The following is a 23933-nucleotide window of genomic DNA, read 5'->3' on the forward strand; positions in this document are numbered from 1 at the left end:
AGAGAGCTGGTATAATGAAAGGAGTTTAAGATGCACAGAATACGGGACAGTCCTATGTGTCCCGTGCATTACAGATAAATAGTTCACTGCAAGGGTGGATGGCACGGAACACAAAGCCCGTCCCTCTTGCGGAGAAGGGATGGGTGATTACTATGAAGAAGATAAGTATTATCTTATTATCCGCAGTACTGGTCTTTTCAATGGCTGCCTGTAATGGTGGTAAGGAAAAGGCTGATAATCAGACAGAGAAACAGACGGAAAGCGTAAAGCCAACTGAAGAAGTAGCAATGGCAACGGAAGCTGTCACAGAGGTCACAACCGAAGCTGGAAGTGATGAGACAGAGAAAGATATTGCCGAGGCTAAAGATTCAGAAGAGAAGACTGATAAAGAAGATAACCGATCCGCAGATAATAAAACTGCTTCAAAGCAGGAAGAAAAGCCAAAGCAGAATGACGAGCCGGAACAGAAAGCTCCTGTAAATGATAATGAGGAAGCTGGCGGAAATCAGAGTAATGCAGGTAATGGTGGTCAGACTACAGACAGTCCGAAAGACAATGTGAGCAACCCACAGCCTGCATCCGTGGCATACAGTCCACAGAATGTTGTGTCACTTGCAACAGCAAAGTGTCAGGCAGGAGGAATGATTACCACACAGCAGAATTTACAGAACCATTTGAATGATGGCAGTATCACGCAGGAAGAGTACAATGAGTATTATCCTTACGATGGTATGGAAGGCTCTTATTATAGTGTGTTTGTAGAGACAGACCTTAACAAAGCAAGTACCATTGATGGACAGCGGTTATCATCTGAGGATGCAATCGCAGAATATATTGCAAGTATGTTACTTTTGGAAACAGATCCGGTATTCTACATCAGTTATGATGGAGTTTACACGACAGGCGGCACAGACTATTACGAGTTTCGATGTCACAGATAAATAAAAACGAATAGAAGCAGAAGGAAGAAAGATGTAAGCCATAAACTTATGTCTTTCTTTTTTTATGCGTAAATTAAGGAGGAAAGAGCACATGAAACAGAAACTAAAGCGTTTTATGGCAGGATTTATGGCTATGCTCACACTGGTTGGAACACTCTTTACGAATGGTACAACAGCATTTGCAGCCAGTCCGCAGGCAAATATTGCGTTCTGGAATGCATCAGTCAAAAATTCCGGAGAAGTAAGTGAGCTAAAGCCCGGATTTAATCATGGCAAGATTCTGTATTCAATTCTTGACGGAAATTCGGCATATTGTATGAATTTCGGATTAAGAGCAGATGGCGGTCAGCTTATGAACAGCTACGATGATGCAAGCACATCAATGTCAGCACAGCAGAGAAAGCTTTTAAGTTACTGCCTTTATTATGGGTTTAACAGTACACAAAAGGCGGCACCAAGCAACAGCCAGTGTGATGAGTATATCGCAACTCAGGCAATGGTATGGGTAATTGTAGCAGATATTTTTGGAACTGGAAGTGGTGATTCGGCAGCGAGAAAGCTCTGCAACACAGCACCAAGTCCTGATTCTTCATACAGTTATTATGAGAGACTCAGGGACAATATCAGCAGCTCCTACAATGCAACACTTCCAAGTTTTGCATCACGCAGAACCAGTGAGGCACCAACTTATGAGCTGAAGTGGAATGAGGGAAGTCAGAGATTTGAAACAACATTATATGACAGCAATGGTGTTTTATCGGATTTTGATTTTGGCATCAGCGGATATTCTGTTGATAAGAATGGCAACAGTATTACCATATCTTCAACGAGTGTGAATACTACAGCTACAACAGGAACATTCACATCCAATGCAGGCAAGGTTGAGACAACATCAAGCTGTGTATTCTGGCTTACAGGAAAAAGCGGATATCAGGAGTTTATTTCTGAAAGACCGACAGCAGATCCTGTCAAAGCCTATATCAAGGTCAAGACAGAGAACATCGGATATGGTGAGCTTACAAAGACAGATGAGTCAAGCGGAGTGAAGCTTTCCGGTGCAGTTTATGGAATCTATTCTGACAGCGGATGCACAAACAGAGTACAGACCATGACAACAGATGGAAACGGATATGCAAAGTCAGCTGCACTTGTTGCAGGCACTTATTATGTAAAAGAAATTACCGCACCAAAGGGATATGTCCTTTCCGGTAAGGTTCATACACTTACTGTAAAAGCAGGACAGACAACGGGAATCTCTGCAACAGATAAAGAGCAGCTTGGAGCAATCACAATCTATAAAGAGGGTGAGGTGCTTAGCTCATGGAATGGAAGCAATTTCACCTATGAGAAAAAGAAGCTTTCCGGAGCAGCATTCAAGGTAACTGCCGGGGCAGATATCTACAAGGCAGATGGTACAAAGGTGTATAGTGCTGGCGATGTTGTAGCAGAAAGCCTAACAACAGGAACTGACGGACAGGTGGTATTATCTGACCTTCATCTTGGAACTTATGTGATTACTGAGATTAAGAGCATTGACGGATATACAATCAATACCACACCTCAGACAGTAGCAGTTGAGTATAAGCACCAGACTGTGACAGTCCAGTATGAATCAACTACGATTGAGAATACAAGACAGAAAGCGGATGTATCTGTCGTAAAGAAGGACTCTGACACAGAGAACCCTCTTGAAGGCGGCAAGTACACACTTTATGCCGGAAATGACATCAAAAACTATGCCGGACAGGTTATTGTGACAAAGGGTACAGCTCTTGAGACAGTAACTACAGGTGAGGACGGAAAGGCAAGCTACAGCGCGGATCTGCCAATCTCTAACGGATATTATGTATCAGAGACACAGGCACCATATGCGTATATCAGAAACAGTAAAGATGTTTACAGCTTCAATTTCAATGTATTACCTGAAACACAGGCAAAGGCATCATTCAGTCATACATTTGTGAATGACAGAACGACAGCAAAGATTCATATCTACAAGGTAGACAAGGAATCAGGCAAGGCAGTTGCCCAGGGAGATGCAAGCCTTGAAGGTGCAGTTTATGGTCTTTATGCAAGAAACGATATCGTGCATCCGGACGGAGCAACAGGAGTCGTATTCAAAGCAGGTGACCTTGTAGCAACACTTACAACAGATAAGAATGGAGAGGCAGAGGTCAATAACCTTTACCTTGGAAATTATTATGTAAAGGAAATCACTCCATCAGAGGGGTATCTCTTAGACGAAGAGGAACATGATGTGGTATGTGATTATGAGGGAGACCTTGTAGCAGAGGTATCAAGAAGTACAACTTCAGCAGAGCAGGTAATCAAGCAGCCATTCCAGCTTATCAAGGTATCTGACAATGGCGATGATACTGAAGCAGGACTGCTTGCAGGTGCAGAGTTTACAGCTTATTTGAAATCATCTTTACCTGTAAAGGCAGATGGAAGTTATGACTTTGACAAGGCATCTCCGGTTGTAATCGGGGAAAACGGAGCAACAACAATCACATCCGATGACAAGGGGCATGCAGTTTCCATTGCAATTCCTTATGGAACTTATGTGGTAGTTGAGTCAAAGACTCCGCATAACATGAAGACGATCAAGCCATTTGAGGTAAAAATCAGCGAGAACCATCCTGACAAACCTCAGACATGGAGAGTATTCCTTGACAGGGAGTTTACTGCAAAGCTTCGTGTAATCAAGAAGGATTCCGATACAAAGCAGACAGTACTTGTGCCAAATGCAGAGTTTAAAATCTTCAATATTGATAAGAACGAATATGTAAAGCAGTACACAACTTATCCGTCAAAGGTAGAGCATACTTCATTCTTTACTGATGAGGACGGAGATTTAATCTTACCGGAGGCACTTAAAATCGGTAACTACCGCATTGAGGAAGTGTCTGCACCATTTGGATATGTTGTAAATGATAAGTATGTCAACATCTCGGTTGATACTGATACAGCATTTGAGACAGATGGTGATACAAATGATGCAATCATCACCGTGGAATATTCCGATGCCCCTGCAGTCGGAGAGCTGACTGTAGAAAAGAAGGGAGAGGTACTTGACGGATTCAAGGGTGGACTTCTTGCAAGCTCATATGAGAAAGAGTTTGTTTATAAGGAAGGCTCACTTGCCGGAGCAAAATTCAAAGTTTATGCTGCGGAAGATATTTACACAGCAGACAACCAGAAGGATGCAGACGGAAACCGCATTAAGTATTACAGCAAGGGAGACCTTGTGACAACTCTTACAACTGGCAAGGATGGAAAGGCAACAGCAAAGAATCTTCCTCTTGGACAGTACAGAGTTGTGGAAGTGGAAGCTCCATACGGATATGTATTAAATCCGAATGAGCAGAAAGTGACATTCACATATGTGGATGATAAGACACCTGTTATCAAGGAAAGCCTTACTTTCTCAGATGACAGACAGAAGCTTGATATGTCAGTGACTAAGCTTGATGCAGAAGATAACACACCGATTGCAGGTGCAGTATTTGGTCTTTATGCAGATGAGGATATCAAGAATGCTGATGGCAGAGTTATTATCGAGAAAGGCACACTTCTTGAGAAGGCAACATCTGATGAGAATGGAAAGATTGCTTTTGTTAAGAATTATCCATTTGCAAAATATGTTGCAAGGGAGCTTGTAAAGCCTGCCGGATATGTGACAAATGAGGAAGCAGTAAACTTTGATACAAAATATCAGGGACAGGATGTTAAGACTGCTGTATATAACAGCGAGTATAAGAACACTCCTACAACCTTTGAGTTTACAAAGACAGATATCACAAGCGGTGCAGAGCTTACAGGTGCAACACTTACTGTACTTGATAAGGATGGAAATGTGGTAGACACATGGACATCTGATGCTAAGGAAGCACATGTAATCAAGAGACTTGTAGTTGGAGAGATTTACACTCTTCGTGAGGAATTTGCTCCTTACGGATATCTCAAGGCAGCAGATATCCAGTTTACAGTTGAGGACACAGGCAAAGTGCAGCATGTAGAGATGAAGGATGAAGTTCCTACAGGTTCCATCGTTATCAATAAGGACGGCGAATTTGTAACAGATACCACTCTTATGAAGGGGTACTGGTACGACTTTATCTTCAATTTCTTCAAGGACAGCCTTGCAGGAGTAACTTTTGATGTATATGCAAAAGAGGATATCGTAAGTGCTGACGGACTTGACACTGTATATCATAAGGCAGGAGACAAGGTGGCAACCATCGTGACAAATGATAAGGGTATCGCAAGAATTGATGACCTTCCACTTGGCAGATATTATCTTGTTGAGACAAAGACCATTGATGGATTTGTATTAGATGATACACCGATTGAAGCAGACCTTTCCTATATCGACCAGAATACAAAGGTTGTGTTTGCAGGAATGGATGTGACAAATGAGCGTCAGAAAGTGCAGATTACTGTAACCAAGACTGATTCAGAGACTAAGGAAGCACTTGAGGGAGCAGTATTCGGTTTATTTGCGAAAGAAGACATTGTGAACAAAGATGGCAAGGTAATCGTAAAAGCTGATACACAGATTGAGAGAACAGTAACAGGCAAGGATGGAAAGGCTGCATTTACCTCTGACCTTCCGCTTGGACAGTATTATGTCAAAGAGATTGAGGCCCCAAAGGGCTATGTGAAGTCTGATAAGATTTTTGATGTGGATGCTTCATATCAGGGAGATAAGGTAAAGGTTATCGAGTTTGAGGCAGCATTTGAAAATGCACCTATTAAGGTAGAAATTTCAAAGACTGATATCACAGGAGAGAAAGAGTTGCCTGGAGCAAAGCTTTCAGTAATTGATGCTGATGGAAAGCTTGTAGAAAGCTGGACATCTGAGGCTGGAAAGACTTATATGATCGAAAGACTTCCTGTTGGAAAGTACACACTTCGTGAAGAATCAGCTCCTTATGGATACAAGGTGGCGAAGGATGTGACCTTTGAGGTAAAGGAGACTGCCGAGATTCAGAAGGTATCCATGAAGGATGAGCAGGCAGTAGGTAAGATTGTCATTGAGAAAACTGACAAAGTAACCGGAAAGCCGATTGAGGGTGTTGTATTTGAAGTAAGGGATAAGGACGGAAAGGTGCTTGATACACTCACTACTGACAAGAATGGTCATGCAGAGAGCAAGGAGCTTCCTATCTGTACTTACAACGAGGATGGATCATTCAAAGAAGATATCCATTATACAGTTGTTGAGACTAAAGCAGCTGACGGATATATCCTTGATGAAACAGCTCATGATGTAACTCTTCGATATGATGACAATGCACCGGATGTTGTTGTAACAACTCTTAAGCTTGTCAATGTACCGACAGAGCCTAAGCTTCCACAGACAGGCGACAATGCAAATCCGCTTCTTTATCTTGGAATTGGTGCACTTGCACTTATTACAGGTGTTGGAGTCGGACTTCGTGGAAGAAAGAAAAAGAATAAACAGTAACAATTAACCTTGCGGGGAATGTAAGCCAGTGACTTATGTTCTCCGCTTTTTTGATTTGGAGGACAAACAGTGGTAGGAGAAAGAATCAGATATTACAGAAAACGACAAAAAATGACACTCAGGGAACTGGGCGAGAAAAGTGGTTTTGAAAATAGAGGTGATGTAAGAATTGCCCAATACGAAAATGGTTCAAGAGTTCCAAGGACGGGAACGTTGAACAGGATTGCAAAGGCACTTGGCATTCCGCCGGAAGAATTATTCTGTGAGGACTGTAGAAAGTGCATGTTTCTCAAGAATTATTACAGAAAGAAAAGAAAATCTCATACCACTTTTGATATGGGAATCGAAGAAGACAACAGTTACAGAGAACACAAAAATCCCGAGGATGAAGGGATTTTGTATGACAATTTAGATTAAGGAGGAACCGTAATATGATGAATTATGAGATTTTTAAGGAAGTAGTAAAAGAAAAGTTTATGGATTATATGCCTGAGAAGTTCAAAGGAATGGAGCTTGTGGCAGAGCCAGTGGAAAAGGTGAATGTGACTCTTGATGGCATCATCTTAAGAGAAGAAGGCAGGAACATTTCGCCTACGATTTATATCAATGACATGTATAAGAAGTATCAGGACTGTGGTGATCTTGAGGAAACACTTATGGCTGCATGTGACTTTATGGAAAGGGCATATGAGCAGGCTCCGGTTGTTGATGTGGACAGCATTATGAGAGATGCTAACGAGAAGATTGTATTCCAGCTCATCAATACAGAGCAGAATAAGACCTTTTTGGAACAGGTACCTCACAGGGAGTTCCAGGATCTTTCTATTGTGTACAAGGTAATTATCAGTGCCGATAAGGATGCGGTGCAGAGTTCAAAAATTACAAATGAATTTGCAAAAAGACTTGGGATGAGCGAGGAACAGCTCTTTAAGTGTGCTGCTGAAAACACAAGAAGGCTCTTTCCACCTGTAGTACGAAGCATGAATGACATTATGAAAGAAATGTTCGCAAGGGATGGGATGCCACAGGAGATTGCAGATATGATGATAGCCGAGATTCCACCGGAACAGACAATGTGGGTGATTTCCAATGAAAAGGGTATCAATGGCGCAGCATCCATGCTTTATGAGAATGAGCTTCATGAGCTGGCAGAGAGTTTAGAGAGTGACCTTTATATTCTCCCTTCGAGCGTGCATGAGGTTATTGCAGTATCTTCAGATATGGGAAGCCCTGAGATGCTTGCACAGATGGTAGTCGAGGTAAATATGCAGGAGGTGTCTTTGGACGAGAGACTTTCCAATCAGGTATATCACTATGATAAGGATTTAAGAAAACTCACACTTGCAACTGATACACCTAACAAGAGACTTGATGGTATCGTTGCAGAACCTCCCCTTGTATATGATGCGAAGGAAAAGTCCAGATAGGAGGCAGTTATGGAGCAGGAACTTACAATGGAAGAACTCATTGCTCTCATAAACAGCCAGAAAGGTGACTTTGTTATCCGTGTCGAGTTTGGAGAGGAGGCGGTGTCTGATGCCAAAGAAGAATGACTTCAAGCTTGATGTGGTTTCGGTAAGACTTGTAAAGGATGCTCCGATTTATTCGGAGCACACCTTTAACAATCCGGCGGATATAGCTGCTGTCATGGGAGACTGTATGTGCCAGTTTGACAGGGAAGTAGTGTGTGTGGTCAATCTAAGGTCAGATTTAAAACCTATCAATGTGCATTTTGCAAGTGTTGGTTCTTTAAATGAGGCAATGGCACATCCGAGAGAGCTGTTTAAATCAAGTATCTTAAGCAATGCTGCAAGCATGATGTTAATCCATTGTCATCCATCCGGAAATGTATTCCCAAGCAAGGCAGACACGATGATGACAGACCGCATGAACAAGCTGTGTGAACTGATGGGAATACCGCTCATTGACCATATCATAGTCGGTGGAGACAATCGTGAATTTTTCAGTTTCAGGGAAAAAGGCATGATTGATAATCCTAAGATTACCCTGAGCACAGATTACCGGACACTTGATATCAAGTCACCGCTTGTAGCAGAGCAGGGAAAGGCAAGGTGAAAGCATGGATGGAAGATTTACGGATGAAGAGCTTGCCATAGCAAAGAGTGTTGACCTGTGTGCAGTTGCAGAAAGCCTTGGGTATACGGTAAAGAGGATTGGCAAATACCACACTTTAAAGGAGATGGATTCCATCCGTATCTATAACAGAAGCCATTGGTACAGATGGTCAAGGCAGTTTGACAAAGGCAACAATGGCGGCTCACAGATAGATTTCTTACGGGTATTTTGTAGAATGAGTGTAAAAGAGGCTGTGTTCTGGCTTCTGGACTTTGCAGGATACAGAAGAATCGAGAATCCTGTAAAGCAGCCACTTGTTCATCAGGTATCGCAGAAGCAGGCAGAGGAGAGAAAGCCGTTTGTCCTACCGGAACCGGCAGGAGATAATTCCTATCTTATTTCATATCTGAATCAGGAGAGAGGAATCAGCAGAGCAGTCATAGATCTGTTTTTAAAAGATGGATTGATTTATGAGAGCAGGCATTACCACAATGTTGTTTTCAAGGGAAATGATAAAAATGGAGTGACAAGATTTGCAAGTATGAGAGGCGTGTTTGATAAGCAGGGCAAGCCATTCAAGTGTGATGTCACAGGCAATGATAAAAACTATGGATTTAATGTAGTAAATGTTAACAGTACAGAGCTTGTAGTATTTGAGGCTGCAATCGACCTTATGAGTTATGTGGATATCTTCACGGATTATGAATCAAATAAGCTGGCACTTGGGATGCTTGCAGATGCACCACTTGAGACTTTTCTTCGGGAACATCCGCAGATTACTTCCATCCGGTTCTGCCTTGATAGAGATGAGCCGGGGAGAAAAGCAGCAGCTGAACTTATGAGAAAGTATTATGAGCTTGGATATGAGGTAGAAGACTGTCCGCCTCCAGCCGGATATAAGGATTACAACGAGTGGCTTGTGGCGGCAAAGCTTAATCTGAACAGGATGAATAAGCGAGCAGATGAACCAGTCAGGGCATGAGAAACCGGATTTTGATGTGTGGGGGCAGAAAGCGCCCCCAAAACAGCAAAGTGGGGGCAGAAAGTGCCCCCAAAATGTCAAAGTGGGGGCAAAAAGCGCCCCCGCAATTCGGACACGATAAAAACCGGATTGAATTCAGTATAAAAGTGGGGGCAGAAAGCGCCCCAAAAATAACAAAGTGGGGGCAGAAAGCGCCCCCAAAGTAGCAAAGTGGGGGCAAAAAGCGCCCCCACTTCCATAAACAGAGGGTTTTAGGGAGATTTTCTCCCTAACTAGATGGCATTAGGACAGAGATGTCTCTAATGCGTATCTAGCCGTAAACCTAAGAGATTCAGACAGGCGTGTGGGTGGAAGAGATATACAAAACACGGATAAGGGAGGTGCAGGAAAGCAATGGATAAAGAACTTACAATAATCGCAGAACCAGAGGAACTTATTGCTTGGGCAGACACATTTGATATCTTACTAAACCCTTCGATAGAAGATGCTGCAATTCTGCTTAACTATATGGAAGGACATGATTATGCCATTGGCATAGATTCAGATGGGAAGATGTACAGGCAGGATATTGCTGAAGAGAATGGCGAGATAGAACCATATTTGATTGATGATGTTATAGATATTGTCTGTGAATGGAACTATGAACTGATACTTGATGCGGAAGCACACAGGAGTGATCCAAAGGATTTTAACGACTATAACGAGTATCAGAGCAAGTATGAAAGTCTGAAAGCAGATGAAAAGAGACTGGACAGATTGTTTGATAAAACCAGTTATGGTAAGGAACTTATAGAAGTTGCTACAGAGCTTGCAGACAGGGTTATTGCCCAGCTGGGTAATAAAGAACTGGAAAAAGCTGCTGTAACAGTAGCAGAAGGAGTAAGAGAATACAGTACGGGTAAGAGAGGAAGGTGATTCTATGGCTGATAAAGTTCATTGTATAAGGAAAACACTAAGACTTATGCCACAGGAAGCGAAGGTACTTTCTGATAAGGCAAAGGCAAATGGAATGAATGAAGCCGAATATATCAGGCTTCTAATCAGTCAGAAACCAAATGACTATCCGGAAGTAAGGAAACTTCTTAAAGAGCTTATCAATGAGATAAACCGAATCGGCATTAACATCAATCAGATTGTATTTAACAGCAATGCACAGCTGTATTCCAAGAAAGATAAGGAACAGCTTGTGGCATATATGAAAAAGCTGAATCAGTCTGTCAGCGAGGCGGTGGTAAAGATTGGCAATCAGTAAGATACTTCATATGAAGGACAGCGGGAATTCTTTTCATGCAAGGCATTTGAAACGGGCACTGGATTATGTGATGAATCCTGAGAAAACGCAGGGAGGAAGACTTGTGGGAGCTATAAACTGCCAGGCAGATATGGCTTTTGAACAGATGATGGATACAAAGAAGCAGTTTGGAAAAACAGACAAGCGACAGGGGTATCACATCATTCTTTCTTTCAAAGAGGATGAGGTGGAACCGGATAGGGCTTTTGAGATAACACAGAAGTTTGTAGCAGAATATCTTGGTGATGCCTATGAAGCGGTATTTGTGGTTCATGATAATACAGACCATGTTCATTCACACATTGTATTTAACAGTGTAAGCTTTGTGGATGGGAAAAAGTATCGCTACGAGAAAGGTGACTGGGCAAAGTATATCCAGCCAATTACCAATAAGCTGTGTCAGGAGTATGGTCTTTCCATTATAGATGTGGAGGATGGCAGCAAAGAGAAACAGCACGAGAATTATAAGGATTGGAGCGAATATCGTGAAGGCAGCTTTGTGTGGGCAGATATGATAAAAAGAGATTTGGATGCCTGCATTTTACAGGCAAATGATTTCAGAGGATTTCTGGAACTGCTGTCGGAAAAAGGATATGAGGTCAAGCAGGGAAAGTATCTGGCAGTCAGACCACAGGGGATGACAAGATTCAGAAGATGTAAGACTCTTGGCGAGAATTATTCACAGGAAGCTATTGTGGAGCGTATTGCGAAGGAAGATTTATCTTTTTACCAGTCACAGAATGAGGAAAAACAGGCAGCGATAGTAAAGTGCTATGTCAAAAGATACCGCAGGGCGAAGATGTCAGGCTTGCAGAAAAGATATTATGCAAAGCTTTACCGGATTGGGAAGCTGAAAAAGAAGCCATATAGTCAGGTATGGAAGTATAGGGATGATATCCGAAAGATGCATAAGCTGCAGGAGCAGTATCTATTTCTGGTAAGGCATAAGATTGAGAGTGCGGAAGAACTTGTATCGGTACTTGATAATCTGACGGATAAGAAAAAAGAAGCATCAAAGGAAAAGAGTAAGACCTATAAGGCAAAGGAAAGATTTAAAGATATTTTTGACAAGGCTGAACAGATTCGGGAGCTTGATGATGCGGAATCGTGTTATCAGAGTGGGGATACCTTCTTTGAAGATGAGCACAATGCATGGGAAAGGCTTAACACTGAACTTTTAGCACAGGGATACAGTGTGGAAGAGGTCGAGAGTCTTAGAAAGAAATATGAGAGCAAGTATGCACAGGACTGTAAGGCAGAACGGGCGGTATCAAAGGAACTTAGCCTTGGAAGATCAATATGGAAGGAACTTACTGTATCAGCTTCGGCAGAAGAGAAGCAGTATGACAAAGAAACAATAAGAGACAGAAAAGAACAGCCGGTACGTTAGGCTGTTTTTTTAGTGGTTAGGAGGCATATATGGAAGAAAAAAGAGCGCCATTAAGTGAAATGGCGATTGAGAGAAAGATACAGATTCTTCGTAATAAGCATATGGACAGTGAGGTCATTGCTCTTGTCAAAAGCGATTATGAATATGGACTGACTGATGATGAAATCGGTCTGTATCTTAACAAAAGTTATGACATTGAACAGATGAAGGTGTTATCAAAATGCCTGCATAAGGGTGTATCAGAAGAGTTGTTAACGCTGCTGAAAGATAGCAGGATGGCAGCACCTAAGATGCAGACAGTATTGGATTACTATGAAAAAGGTGTGCCGATTGATGCAATCAGAGAGGTAGTCCAAAAAGATGATACAGCAGTAAACATGCGCAGGATGTTTGATGTGGTATTAGATAAGCTTAATAAAGCCAAAGAGCAGATGCCACAGGATTTAGAGTATGTGAAAAGTCTTGTAGCTCAGATGGATGAAGTGGTTGAAAAGATCAATCACCAGAATGAAAGGTATGATGCCCTGAATAAGAAGCTTTCTGAAATAGAAACTTCCAAAGATGATGAGGAAGTCAGGGAGCGTCTGGTCAAGGAGAACCAAGATAAGGATGCTCTTATCAACAGTCAGCAGAATGAACTGAATAAGGCAAGCAGTACGATTGCAAGGCTCAGGGATGATATTGAGAAAAAGGATAAGGAGATGAAGCGTATGGGAGACAGAATAGAGTCATTGGAAGATAAAATCATAAGTGTTGCCACAGAGAATAAGAAAGAGGCAGAAAGTAAGGCAGAGCCGCAGGAAATCCAGTCCGTATCACAGGCAGATAAAAAGATGGTTGATACAGTTGCAGTTCCTCAGAATATGCAGGCTGTGGCAAACGGGATTCCGGTCTATTATCAGATTCCGGTAGTTGATGGTACCGGAAATGTGGTGCAGAGACTTCCGATTGAGAGAAGTGTGAGAAAGAGCAGCAACAGCGGAGTGGCAAGCCTTTTTGCAAGACTTTCTTTTAAGAAAAAGTCGAGAGCAGACATTGTAAAGCTTGTTGCATCGGGCGATCTTGTTCCGGCACAGCTTGTCCAGATTAAGAGTGCAATAGAAAAGGGACTTACGGAGACACAGCTTATAGAGCTTATTACCAATAATATTTCAGCAGAAAAGATGAAGGAGATCATTGAGATTGCTGTGCTTGAAAACAGTATGGCAGATTAGGAGGTACTTATGAATTTAGCAGTAGTAAATGAAGCAGTAACAGAGATGAATGGTGTGGAGCATCAGTTTACAGAGGAAGAGAAAAACTTTGTTGTCCAGTTCGCATTCAGAAGCGGCAGCAAGGAAGATACGATTTCTCTTATTGAAGCATTGGCACATTCGGCGGATAAGGCTGAGTCGGACGAGATTATGGTCACATACAGGGCTAAATATGATATGAAGCCTGCATGGGTGGAACAGGTGGAAAACCTGCTTGTGGCACTTGAAATGTACCGTATCGAGGAGGAAAAAGCAATTAATCATCTGGCAGATATTTTGAATGCTTATGGTATTGATGTATCAGCCGAGGAGATCCGTACTACAGAGACAGAAACACTTAAAACAACAGTCAGAGAGAAAGCGGAGGTGCGATAATGGCAGAAGAGATTCAGGAAGCGGTGCAGATCATCCGTGTTGCTTATGATGGCATTGAGATTGCCATGAAGGTAGGAAGTGGAGGAATAGCTGCCATGCAGAAGGCAATAGATTTCTTAAAAGGGATGCTTGATTATGAGAAGTCACTTGGCAAGACATCCATGAGAAAGCTGCTCTTAAAGGGCGGTGATTTACAGGTGTTACAGTTTAATACCGAAGATATGAAAAAGGTTGAAAAGATGGCAAAGAAGTATGGAATACTCTATTCAGTACTTCCGGACTGCAACAGGAAAGACGGACTGAGTGAGGTAATCTTTCATACAGAGGCAGTTCCACGTGTGAATATGATGATACAGAAGCTCAAGTTTGGCAAGATTGCCACATTTGACGATTATCTGAAGAATGGAGATGAAAAATCACTTGGCAAGCTGATGGATTTTTTGAAGAAACAGCAGGGAAACGAGAAAAGCCACACGATAGAAGGGGATAGGGTTAATTCCGCTATTGACGGACTGATTGAAAAGGTAGGAATGTTTGCAATGGAAAAGAAAGCTATCAGTGTGGATCAGGTCAAGGAGAATTTCAGTATCAATGGTGAGCAGGCTGAAAGTGTTATCAGACAGCTTGAGACAATCGGTGTGCTTGGCAGCAAGAATGAAGATGGCACCCATACAGTAATGATGGACAAGGATGCATTTATTAATCGTGTCAGAGGTTATCAGGACCTTGCTGAGAGAATGAGGGCGGTTGCGGCATCAAAGAATGCGAACCTGTCAGATGTGACTATCAGCAAGAAGCTGATTATAGAAGAGAATGACCATGCTGTTAAGACCAGAGTTCCCGGCACATGGGGAGAAGAGGCAAAATATGTATGGCTCCGTAAGGAAAACATCATGGAGATTCATGGTGGAAAGACAATGCTTACCTTCCTTGATTCAACCAAGGATTATAAGCTCTACGATGAGCAGAATCGTGTGGTGACAACCCAGAAAGGAACCGAGCTTTATACTCACTATGATAAGGTGGAATCATCTGTCAGGGAGCGTTACGAGAAAGTGCAGAAGCAGCAGAAAAAGACAGCGCAGAAGAAAACTGTTACCACAAAGAAAGCGAGGTAGCAGCCTATGCAGACAACAAAGAAAAAGCCGTCACTGATATTCATTCTTGTGGGTGCAGTGTTAGCAGGGTATCTTGGTTATCTGATAAATGGTGCGTGGACGGAAGGGATTGCCTTTAATGAATTTATGGACAGATTCAATGAAGTATGTGCTGTTCCTTTTGCCAATTATTACAATTCTAATACAGTAAAAGCAGTAGCCATTGCATTAGGTATCTATGCGATGGCTATTGTCATGTATTACACCAGTCAGAGAAACTATATGCCTGGCAAAGAATTTGGTACGGCAAGATTTGAAAATCCGAAGCAGGTCAACAAGATACTTGCAGATAAGGATGAAAATTTCAACCGGATACTCAGCCAAAATGTGAAGATGTCGCTGGATTTCAGGAGACTCAAGCTCAATGGAAATATCCTTATCTGTGGTGGTTCCGGAGCAGGAAAAACATTTTATGAAGTAAAGCCGAATCTGATGCAGATGCCGCATAACTGTTCCTTTATCTGTACCGATCCAAAGGGAGAAATCCTTAGAAGCTGCGGGCAGATGTTAAAAAATAACGGATATAACCTGAAAGTCATTAATCTGTTAGAGATGGATAAATCAGACTGTTACAATCCATTTTCCTATATCAGAGAGGAAACAGATGTGGTCAAGCTGATTACAAACCTTATCAGCAATACGACACCAAAGGGAGCGACACCAAGTGATCCGTTCTGGGAAAAAGCGGAAGGATTGTTCTTACAGGCTATCTTTTATTATGTGTGGCTGGAGGTACAGCCGGCAAAGAGAAACTTTGAGACAGTACTTAAACTTCTTGGAGAGGCAGAGGTTACAGAGCAGGGGAAGGCATCAAAGCTGGATGTGCGTATGAAGTTTTTAGAGGAAAGTTCTCCACTTGGAGCCAATCATCCGGCAGTCAAGCAGTACAACAAATGTATGAGAGGTGCAGGAGATACAGTCCGTTCCATTATCATCAGTGCCAACTCAAGACTTGCATTTCTTGAGAATAAGCAGGTTTTACGATTACTCTCAAAAGATGAGCTTAATCTGTCAGATATCGGTATTGGAGTGAATGGAGATGGGGAGACAAAGACAGCCCTCTTTTGTGTAATCCCTGATAGTGACAAATCCTATAACTTCATTATCGGTATGTTATACACGCAGATATTTCAGGAATTGTACTATCAGGCAGACTTTAACTGCGGAGGCAGACTGCCAATCCATGTGACATTTATGTTAGATGAATTTGCAAATGTCGCATTGCCAGATGACTTCTGTTCGCTGTTATCGACAATGCGAAGTCGTGAGATTTCAAGTATTATCATTATTCAGAACTTTGCCCAGCTAAAGGCACTTTTTAAAGATACCTGGGAGACAATTCCCGGCAACTGCGATACTTTCATCTATCTTGGTGGAAATGAGCAGAGTACACACAAATACGTGTCAGAGTTGCTTGGAAAAGGTACGATTGATAAGAAGTCAAGTGGAGAGACAAAGGGCAGACAGGGAAGCTCTTCAAGAAACTATGATGTATTAGGAAGAGAGCTGTTTACACCGGACGAAGTCAGAAAACTGGATAACAAAAAGTGCATTATTTTTATCCGTGGTTTTGATCCTATCATGGATAATAAGTTCATACCATTCAATCATCCGATGTTTAACCAGACAGTAGATGGCAAGGGAGAGCCTTATGTTCATCAGATAAGAGGAGCAGATAATCTTATCGGTCCGCCATTTGAGATTCTTTCAGACAAGGCAGTTAAGTATTATGAAAAACTGAAGGATAAGGGCGAGAATGTGTATATTGATTCTCTTACCTATGAGCAGTTTATGATGCTTGGTGATGCGGAATTAAGCAGGAGATTCTCCATGCAGGATGAAGCAGAGCAGAAAGCAAAGATTGACAGGGAACAGGCAAATGAGCTTGAGTATGTCGATGAGTCGCAGAAGTCTGATACTACAGAAAGTGCCAACTCTTCTAATGGAAGTGCTGGTGCTAAGCCTGTAAGGAATCCAGAGAGGGAAAAGCCTAAGTGGGAGGATACTATCACAAACCGAATGCTGCACTGGTCATATACACCAGAGCAGAAAGAGGAAGTGAAGAAAGCTCTTGCTGCAGGTGTTCCAAAGTCAACGATTCTGACGTATTTCTATCCGGAGGTTACTGTGGAGAAGATGAGTTCATATCGAAAGAAGCAGTAAATGTTATCGCATAGGCACAGAAACCGTGGTATAATGTGCCTATGTGAGAAAAATTATTATTTAGAACTTATTTGCTTATATGATAAGCAGAATGGAGGCTTTGCGAGATGAAAGTAATCATTATAAATGGAAGTGCAAGAAAAGGAAACACTCTTACAGCGATTGAGGCTTTTGTAAAAGGAGCATCTGAAAAAAACGAAATTGAAATCATTGAACCTGACAAACTTAATATTGCACCATGCAAGGGCTGTGGTGCCTGTCAATGTTCTAAGGGATGTGTAGATAAGGATGATACAAATCCTACAATTGATAAAATTGCTGCCGCAGATATGATCCTTTTTGCAACACCGGTTTATTGGTGGGGAATGTCAGCACAATTGAAACTTATTATTGATAAGTGTTATTGCCGGGGAATGCAGTTAAAAAATAAAAAAGTTGGCACGATTGTTGTAGGCGGTTCTCCAGTTGACAGTATCCAGTATGAGTTGATTGATAAGCAGTTTGACTGTATGGCAAAATATCTTTCATGGGATTTGCTTTTCCAGAAGTCATATTATGCAACAGCAAAGGATGAGCTTTCTAAAAATCAGGATGCTATGAAAGAGCTTGAGGATATTGGAAAAGATTTATAAAGCTTGTGATGAAAATCAGGAATTGAAGGAGAATTATTTTTTGAAAATCAATAAAAATGTATTAAAAAAAGATCTCAAAGAGATTAATGCAATCGAAAAATTATTCCAGTATTTTATATCAGAACAAGTTGATGTCGAAAATGGAAAAAGTGCAAAGTTATTATATGAAGAATTAGGGTGGAACCAAAATGTAAGTTATGATGTAATTAATTCATTTTGGATAACTTTTTCATATGCAATGAGATTAAAATATCCGGGCAAATATCGTATAGCAAAAGCAGGGAATGTAAAAATTTATAAACATCATAATACTGATTGGGGATATGATTCGTTTCCAGAAAAATACTTCAAAGAAAACTCAGAGGAAAGAGGTCAAGTAAATGATTTATGTAAAGAATATCCAGATATTTTAAAATTGGCAGATATGTGTCATACTGTAGCGAATTTTATGCCTTGTCCAGAAAGGTTTAATTCTGTAAAAGGACTATTAGGTGATGTAAGAGATTACTTACCGTTGATGATTGATAAGATACAACTATGTGTTGATGCTGGAAAAGACCTAGAGTATTATCACTTAGGTAGTTTACAAAAAGTAGACAATAAAATCGTTAAAGATTGGCATAGCTTTTTTATTAAAAACCAAGAAAAATATTGTTTGAGTATGTATTACCAAGTCAAAAAAAACAGAATTAGTGGAATTACGTTTTTTAAAGGTCAATCTTTATCTTATCCATGTCCACTAGAAAAAGAAGAGGTAGAAGAATGCTTGAAAACCATGTTGGACAAAATAAACAAAAGAGCAGATCTAATACTTAATAGGTATAATGAAGAACATAAATCAAATAGTTAAATTTCTGTTTGTCTGACTCACAACAATTTAATATCAAACTAATACAAGCACTTTAGCCAATAAAGGTTAAGGTGCTTTTTTTGCGCCTTGAAAGGAGGTGGTTACAGCTAAACACATCGGGAAAAGCCCGATTTAATCATTACAACAGGCATTGCCTGATCATATAGAGTAACTTTTAACAGCCAGTTAGGGATTATCCCTGCTAGCTTATTTTTTTATCAAAAAGGAGACAAACAACATGAGAAAAGAACAGATTATTACGACAAACAACAATCAGATGGAGGAGAAAGGCATGAAGAGCAGATTCATTCACTTTAAAAAGAGATTCGTTCCGGCATTATCCGGAGCACTTATGGGAGTAATGCTTATGAGCACTACTTGTTTTGCAGCAGGTACAGGTACTTCCGCAGTAACACAGCCGCTTGAGAACTTAAAGACACTTATCATTGCAGTCATTGGTGCTGTTGGTGTCATCATTCTTGCAAAGAATGTCATGGAGTTCGCACAAGCCTATCAGCAGCAGGATTCATCTACTATGAACTCTGCACTGAAAGGAATTGTAGCAGGTGTCATGATGGCTGGTATTTCAACAGTACTGACATTCTTAGGCTTCTAAGATTGGGGAAAAAGAGTTCCCCTTTTAGTAAAAGGAAAGAGGTGAATAACAAGTATGGATATTTTTAAGCTTGGAGACAAGATCCTTGCACTTCTTGAGGCGGTGTTTGGGTTTTGGAACAATCAGATATCCCTGGTCTTTGCAATGCTTGGACAGTCACCGGTCAGTTTCAAGGGCGGAGGTCCTTGGGCAGTTATTGAGGGTATTGAGCCGGTCTTTGTAGCGGTCGGCTCTTCCCTCGTTGTGCTGTTCTTTGTTATCGGTTTCTGCTCGGAAAGCATAGATGTAAAAGATGAGATGAGGTTTGAGTCTATATTTCGTATGCTTATCCGACTGGGACTTGCAGAATGGTTTGTTGCAAATAATGTCACGATTATGAAAGCGTTTTTTACTTCCATAGGAAATCTGGTGGGACTTATATCTGCCGGGACAACGACGCAGCTTGCCATTGACAGTACACAGGCAGACATCATTAAGGGACTCGGATTTGGTGAGAGTCTGGTAATGCTGATACTTACAGCTTTGCTTGCAATCATCATTATTATCTGTGGATTCTTTATCATTTACACAGTGTATTTCAGGTTCTTAAAGATACTGATTATTGTGCCGCTTGGTGCGATTGCATGCTCCACAATGGCAGGAAACAGAATGGTCAGTCATACAATGGCTACCTACTGCAAATATTTTCTTTCGTGTGTATTCGAGGCAGTAACGATGGCACTTGCAATTGTGGTATGTAATGCATTTATCAATGCAGGACTTCCGGCATTTACAGGAAGTTACGCTGACTGGGCACAGACACTTATCTATCTGTGTGAAATGACATTTACGATAGCAATGACTGTTGGAAGTGTGAAGGGAGCACAGACACTTACAAGCAAGGCATTTGGATTATAGAAGGAGGCAGAAATGGATAATGAAAAGAAACAGGTTACTTATAATTCAAGCATAACCGGAGAAACGCAGGTGACATTTGATATCCAGCAGTATATGAATAACAGGGCAATGTTTATTGGTCTTATGTGTAATGAAGATGGACATGAGGAGCATTTTGGGGATGTGACTGTGAATTTGTCGGTTGCAGCACCAAATTACTGCGGATATCTGAATGTGAATGACATGCCGGATATTGAAAAGTTTATTACAGACAATGACATTGGAGAGTTTACAGGATTCACGCAAAGGAGTGGTTTCTGCGAATATCCGCTTTATCTGTTCAATGTAGATAAGCTTAGAGAACTGTGTCCGGATGGAATGGATAAGTATGAGGCGAATATTGGAATGACAAGAAAGCCGGAGACAAAGGATTTATCAAGATAGGAGGCAGGGACAATGGTAATCGAAGTAAACAAGGATATTGACCGCTATCAGGAATCGGTTGCGATGGGACTTACTGCAAGGCAGCTTATATTTTCCATTGCAAGCGTAGTAGTCGGTGGCGGTATCGTCCTTCTTCTTTACAAGTATATCGGTCTTACGGGTTCTGCTTATGTGGCAATTCCCTGTGTGGCACCGATTGCACTTGGCGGATTCTATTCCTTTAACGGGATGAATTTCTACGAGTATATGGGAAAGAAGCTGCATTTTATGTTTGGGAACAGGACACTTACCTATGTATCAACAGAGGGAGAGCCTGCAATAAAGCAGTTAGAAGCAGAACAGAATGAACAGGTAAAGAAGAAAGGCAGAAAGGCTGAACCGGAGACTGTAACAGCTGATTCGGCTGTAAAGAAGCAGGAGGAGTTTGAAGCAATGAAGAAAAAGACGAGAAACATGCTGCTTGGACTTGTCGCAGTCATTGTGGCGGCAGCAGCAGGCATTGCAGCATATAAGGCAATGCATTAGAAACGAATAGTATCTGACCGCAAGGTCGGGAACACAGCCCGCAGGGTGAAGTTCCCGGCGGGCTTTCATTATAAGAAAGCGAGGTTAGAGACATGGGTTTATTTACAGACGGATTTAAGTTATTAAAGAAGGCGAGTGAGCCTTTGTATAAGACACCTAAATCCATTCAGGAAACCATAGAGATTATGGCGGTGGCTGAAAACGGCATTTTTGAAGTGAGCAAAAATAAGTATTCCAAATGCTACCGCTTTCAGGACATCAATTACACGACAGCAACGGAGGATGAGCAGATCGGTATTTTCGAGAGGTATTGCAAGTTCCTAAATTCGCTGGACTGTAATTATAAGATTACGATCAACAATAAGAACAAAAACATGGATGAACTCCGTGACAAGGTTCTGATTGCTGAGAAAAACGATGGCTTCAATAATTATAGAAGAATCTACAATGACATCATTGAGGAGAAGATTATTGAGGGCAGACAGGGGATTGAGCAGGAGAGATACCTGACAATCACGATTGAGAGAAAGAACTTCGAGGAGGCAAAGGCACAGTTTGCTACCCTTGAGGCAACGATACACAAGGCTTTCATTGAGCTTGGGGCAGAGATTGTTCCGCTTAATGGCAATGAGAGACTGAAAGTGCTCTATGATTATTATCATCTTGGAGATGAGGGCAGCTTTGATTTTGATATCAAAAAGGCAAAGAAGGTCGGAGCAGATTTTAGAAATGATCTGTGCAATGGGATGGTGAAATATTTCCCGGACCATTTTGAGGATGAGAGTAAATTCTGCAAGGCACTTTTTATCAAAAAGTATCCGAGCAGTTTGTCAGACAGATTTATCAATGAGATTACTTCCCTTCCGGTTCATTCCATCACGAGCATTGATGTGGTGCCTGTTCCTAAGGATTTGACTACAAAGGTGCTTCAGAAGAAATACCTTGGTATTGAGTCGGATATCATTAAGCAGCAGAGAGTCCGTAATAAGAATAACGACTTTTCTACGGAAATTTCATATGCCAAGAGAACGGAGAAAAAGGAGATTGAGGAAATCATGGATGATGTTCGTGAGAATGACCAGTGCCTTTTCTTCGTGGGAGTTACTATTATTCTTATGGCAGAGAGCAAAAAAGAGCTTGATAGCGTCTGTGAGACAGTGGAGACTATCGGAAAGCGTAACAGCTGTACGATTGATACACACTACTTAAAGCAGAGGGAGGCACTCAACACAGCGCTTCCGATTGGTGTAAGACAGGTGGAGACAATGCGTACCCTTCTTACCCAGTCACTTGCGGTGCTTATGCCATTCAATGTGCAGGAATTAAATGACAGCACAGGGAACTATTATGGTATCAATCAGATCAGCAAGAATGTGAATATCGGTAACAGAAAGAAGCTGATAAACGGAAATGGCTTCGTTTTCGGAGTGCCGGGTTCCGGTAAATCCTTCTTCTGTAAGATGGAAATGGGCAGCGTATTCTTGTCGGGAGATGATGAGATAATCGTCATAGATCCAATGAACGAATACTTTGATATTGCTGAGACTTATGGTGGAACAGTGGTAAATATGTCCACTTACACGGATAACTATGTGAATCCGCTGGAGATGGATGTATGGAGCCTTGATCCGAATGATTCCAAGGGAATGGTAAGAGAAAAAGGCGAGTTTATGCTTGGTCTTTGTGAGCAGTGTATCGGAGACAGCTTAAATTCAAGACAGAAGTCAATCATAGACCGATGTGTAAGAAAGCTGTATATCGACATTGCAAGAAGCAAAGAGAAGTATATCCCGGTGATGAGTGATTTTTACGATATCCTTATGGCGCAGCCGGAGGAGGAAGCAAAGGACATTGCACTGTCACTAGAGCTTTTCGTAAATGGTTCGCTTAACATCTTCAATCACCAGACAAATGTGGATGTGGATAACAGATTTACAGTATATGGCATCAGGGACTTGGGTACAGAACTTAGTCCTATCACAATGCTTGTTATGATGGAATCCATTCAGAACAGGATTGTTGAGAATGGCAAGAGAGGCAAGGCAACATGGCTCTATATTGATGAGTTCCATGTTCTGCTTAATTCCGAGTATTCTGCAAAATACTTGCAGCAGCTCTGGAAGAAGGTAAGAAAGCAGGGAGGTCTTTGTACCGGTATCACGCAGAATGTTGTCGATCTGTTGCAGAATTACACAGCAACCACAATGCTTGCAAACTCTGAGTTTGTGGCACTCTTGAAGCAGGCAAATACAGATAGTTCAAAGATGGCGGAGGTTATCGGGGTATCAGAGGCACAGCTTCGGTTCGTAACTAATACCGCCTCTGGAATGGGACTTATTAAGTGTGGTTCGGTAGTAATTCCCTTTGATAATCAGATCAGCAAGGATACGGATTTGTACAGGCTGTATAATACCAACATTCATGAGAAGATTGCGGAACAGAAGAAAAAAGAAGCAATGCTGCAGTGATAACAGATGAATTTTTATAGAATCTATAGTATAATCAAGAGGTCGGATGAATGTCCGACCTTGATGATAATAAATTAGATATTCCCTATTTTTAAGAAGAAAGCATATAAGATTCGATATGAAAAATAAATAAGGAAGCAGTTCTAAAATGTATCATTTGTACCGGAGAACATGTGGCTGGATTTTAAGATATGCTTATCGTACACTTTGACGAGAATATGTTGATTGGGGATGCAGCGGACCTGGATGCATTTATGGAAATGTATGGTGTGGAAGCAATTTCCAAGGAATATTTGTAATTATTAGGGAAAAGAAAATTTGAATTTGCACTTCCATAAGGTGAAATGTATTGACACAAAAAATACAGTATGATAGTATTGCCATTAGAAGAAAGAAAGGCACATTTTGTGTAAGGTGAGGAAAT

Annotated in this window: 20 protein-coding genes; all 20 read left to right on the forward strand. The window is 41.4% G+C overall.

The annotated features are described in order from the left end of the window. Positions 1–152: 152 nt before the first annotated feature. The 20 genes from DWX29_RS01575 to DWX29_RS01675 all read left to right on the forward strand — a co-directional run bounded on the left by DWX29_RS01575 (position 153) and on the right by DWX29_RS01675 (position 23509). Positions 153–941 carry a hypothetical protein gene (locus DWX29_RS01575; protein WP_242950293.1) on the forward strand — a complete coding sequence of 263 codons (789 nt, stop codon included), beginning with the start codon at positions 153–155 and terminating at the stop codon, positions 939–941. Between the two features lie 91 nt (positions 942–1032). Beyond that, positions 1033–6411: a SpaA isopeptide-forming pilin-related protein gene (locus DWX29_RS01580; protein ID WP_172622379.1), complete on the forward strand. Its 5379-nt coding sequence runs from the start codon at positions 1033–1035 to the stop codon at positions 6409–6411. 69 nt (positions 6412–6480) lie between these two features. Continuing rightward, positions 6481–6828: a helix-turn-helix transcriptional regulator gene (locus tag DWX29_RS01585; RefSeq protein WP_055306798.1), complete on the forward strand. Its 348-nt coding sequence runs from the start codon at positions 6481–6483 to the stop codon at positions 6826–6828. A 14-nt stretch (positions 6829–6842) separates the two neighbouring features. Then, positions 6843–7838 (forward strand): DUF5688 family protein, encoded by a 996-nt coding sequence (locus tag DWX29_RS01590; RefSeq protein WP_117813362.1) that lies wholly within the window; start codon positions 6843–6845, stop codon positions 7836–7838. 109 nt (positions 7839–7947) lie between these two features. After that, on the forward strand, positions 7948–8487 hold the full coding sequence (locus DWX29_RS01595) for a JAB domain-containing protein (protein ID WP_004611525.1): 540 nt from the start codon (positions 7948–7950) through the stop codon (positions 8485–8487). Between the two features lie 4 nt (positions 8488–8491). Continuing rightward, positions 8492–9469 (forward strand): DUF3991 and TOPRIM domain-containing protein, encoded by a 978-nt coding sequence (locus DWX29_RS01600; protein ID WP_077326150.1) that lies wholly within the window; start codon positions 8492–8494, stop codon positions 9467–9469. Between the two features lie 393 nt (positions 9470–9862). Next, positions 9863–10384 carry a multidrug transporter gene (locus tag DWX29_RS01610; protein ID WP_077326146.1) on the forward strand — a complete coding sequence of 174 codons (522 nt, stop codon included), beginning with the start codon at positions 9863–9865 and terminating at the stop codon, positions 10382–10384. Between the two features lie 4 nt (positions 10385–10388). Then, positions 10389–10721, forward strand: a complete 333-nt coding sequence (gene mobC / locus DWX29_RS01615) for a plasmid mobilization relaxosome protein MobC (protein WP_055262787.1) — start codon at positions 10389–10391, stop codon at positions 10719–10721. After that, positions 10708–12150: a relaxase/mobilization nuclease domain-containing protein gene (locus DWX29_RS01620; RefSeq protein ID WP_347497638.1), complete on the forward strand. Its 1443-nt coding sequence runs from the start codon at positions 10708–10710 to the stop codon at positions 12148–12150. The genes mobC and DWX29_RS01620 overlap by 14 nt, the downstream gene beginning before the upstream one ends. A 29-nt stretch (positions 12151–12179) precedes the next feature. Beyond that, positions 12180–13364: a hypothetical protein gene (locus tag DWX29_RS01625; RefSeq protein WP_118565018.1), complete on the forward strand. Its 1185-nt coding sequence runs from the start codon at positions 12180–12182 to the stop codon at positions 13362–13364. A 9-nt stretch (positions 13365–13373) separates the two neighbouring features. Next, the gene (locus DWX29_RS01630) at positions 13374–13778 is read left to right on the forward strand and encodes a hypothetical protein (protein ID WP_117715718.1); all 405 of its coding nucleotides are present in this window, start codon (positions 13374–13376) and stop codon (positions 13776–13778) included. Next, positions 13778–14896 (forward strand): PcfB family protein, encoded by a 1119-nt coding sequence (locus DWX29_RS01635; protein WP_118565019.1) that lies wholly within the window; start codon positions 13778–13780, stop codon positions 14894–14896. Before DWX29_RS01630 ends, DWX29_RS01635 begins: the two co-directional genes overlap by 1 nt. Positions 14897–14902: 6 nt before the next feature. After that, positions 14903–17098, forward strand: coding sequence for a VirD4-like conjugal transfer protein, CD1115 family (locus DWX29_RS01640; protein ID WP_118565020.1), 2196 nt, complete (start codon positions 14903–14905; stop codon positions 17096–17098). A 107-nt stretch (positions 17099–17205) separates the two neighbouring features. After that, positions 17206–17730: a flavodoxin family protein gene (locus DWX29_RS01645; protein WP_014081098.1), complete on the forward strand. Its 525-nt coding sequence runs from the start codon at positions 17206–17208 to the stop codon at positions 17728–17730. Then, positions 17714–18580, forward strand: a complete 867-nt coding sequence (locus tag DWX29_RS01650) for a hypothetical protein (protein ID WP_117715711.1) — start codon at positions 17714–17716, stop codon at positions 18578–18580. Before DWX29_RS01645 ends, DWX29_RS01650 begins: the two co-directional genes overlap by 17 nt. Before the next feature lie 238 nt (positions 18581–18818). After that, positions 18819–19196 carry a hypothetical protein gene (locus DWX29_RS01655; RefSeq protein WP_005340540.1) on the forward strand — a complete coding sequence of 126 codons (378 nt, stop codon included), beginning with the start codon at positions 18819–18821 and terminating at the stop codon, positions 19194–19196. A 54-nt stretch (positions 19197–19250) separates the two neighbouring features. Then, on the forward strand, positions 19251–20093 hold the full coding sequence (locus DWX29_RS01660; RefSeq protein WP_004611540.1) for a hypothetical protein: 843 nt from the start codon (positions 19251–19253) through the stop codon (positions 20091–20093). 12 nt (positions 20094–20105) lie between these two features. Then, positions 20106–20516, forward strand: a complete 411-nt coding sequence (locus tag DWX29_RS01665) for a DUF4313 domain-containing protein (protein WP_055062572.1) — start codon at positions 20106–20108, stop codon at positions 20514–20516. Between the two features lie 12 nt (positions 20517–20528). After that, on the forward strand, positions 20529–21041 hold the full coding sequence (locus tag DWX29_RS01670) for a PrgI family protein (protein ID WP_055062573.1): 513 nt from the start codon (positions 20529–20531) through the stop codon (positions 21039–21041). A 92-nt stretch (positions 21042–21133) separates the two neighbouring features. Beyond that, positions 21134–23509 carry a VirB4-like conjugal transfer ATPase, CD1110 family gene (locus tag DWX29_RS01675; protein ID WP_077326136.1) on the forward strand — a complete coding sequence of 792 codons (2376 nt, stop codon included), beginning with the start codon at positions 21134–21136 and terminating at the stop codon, positions 23507–23509. Positions 23510–23933: the final 424 nt, after the last annotated feature.

The sequence above is a fragment of the Eubacterium sp. AF19-12LB genome (genome assembly GCF_003479125.1).
Lineage (GTDB): Bacteria > Bacillota > Clostridia > Lachnospirales > Lachnospiraceae > Eubacterium_U > Eubacterium_U album.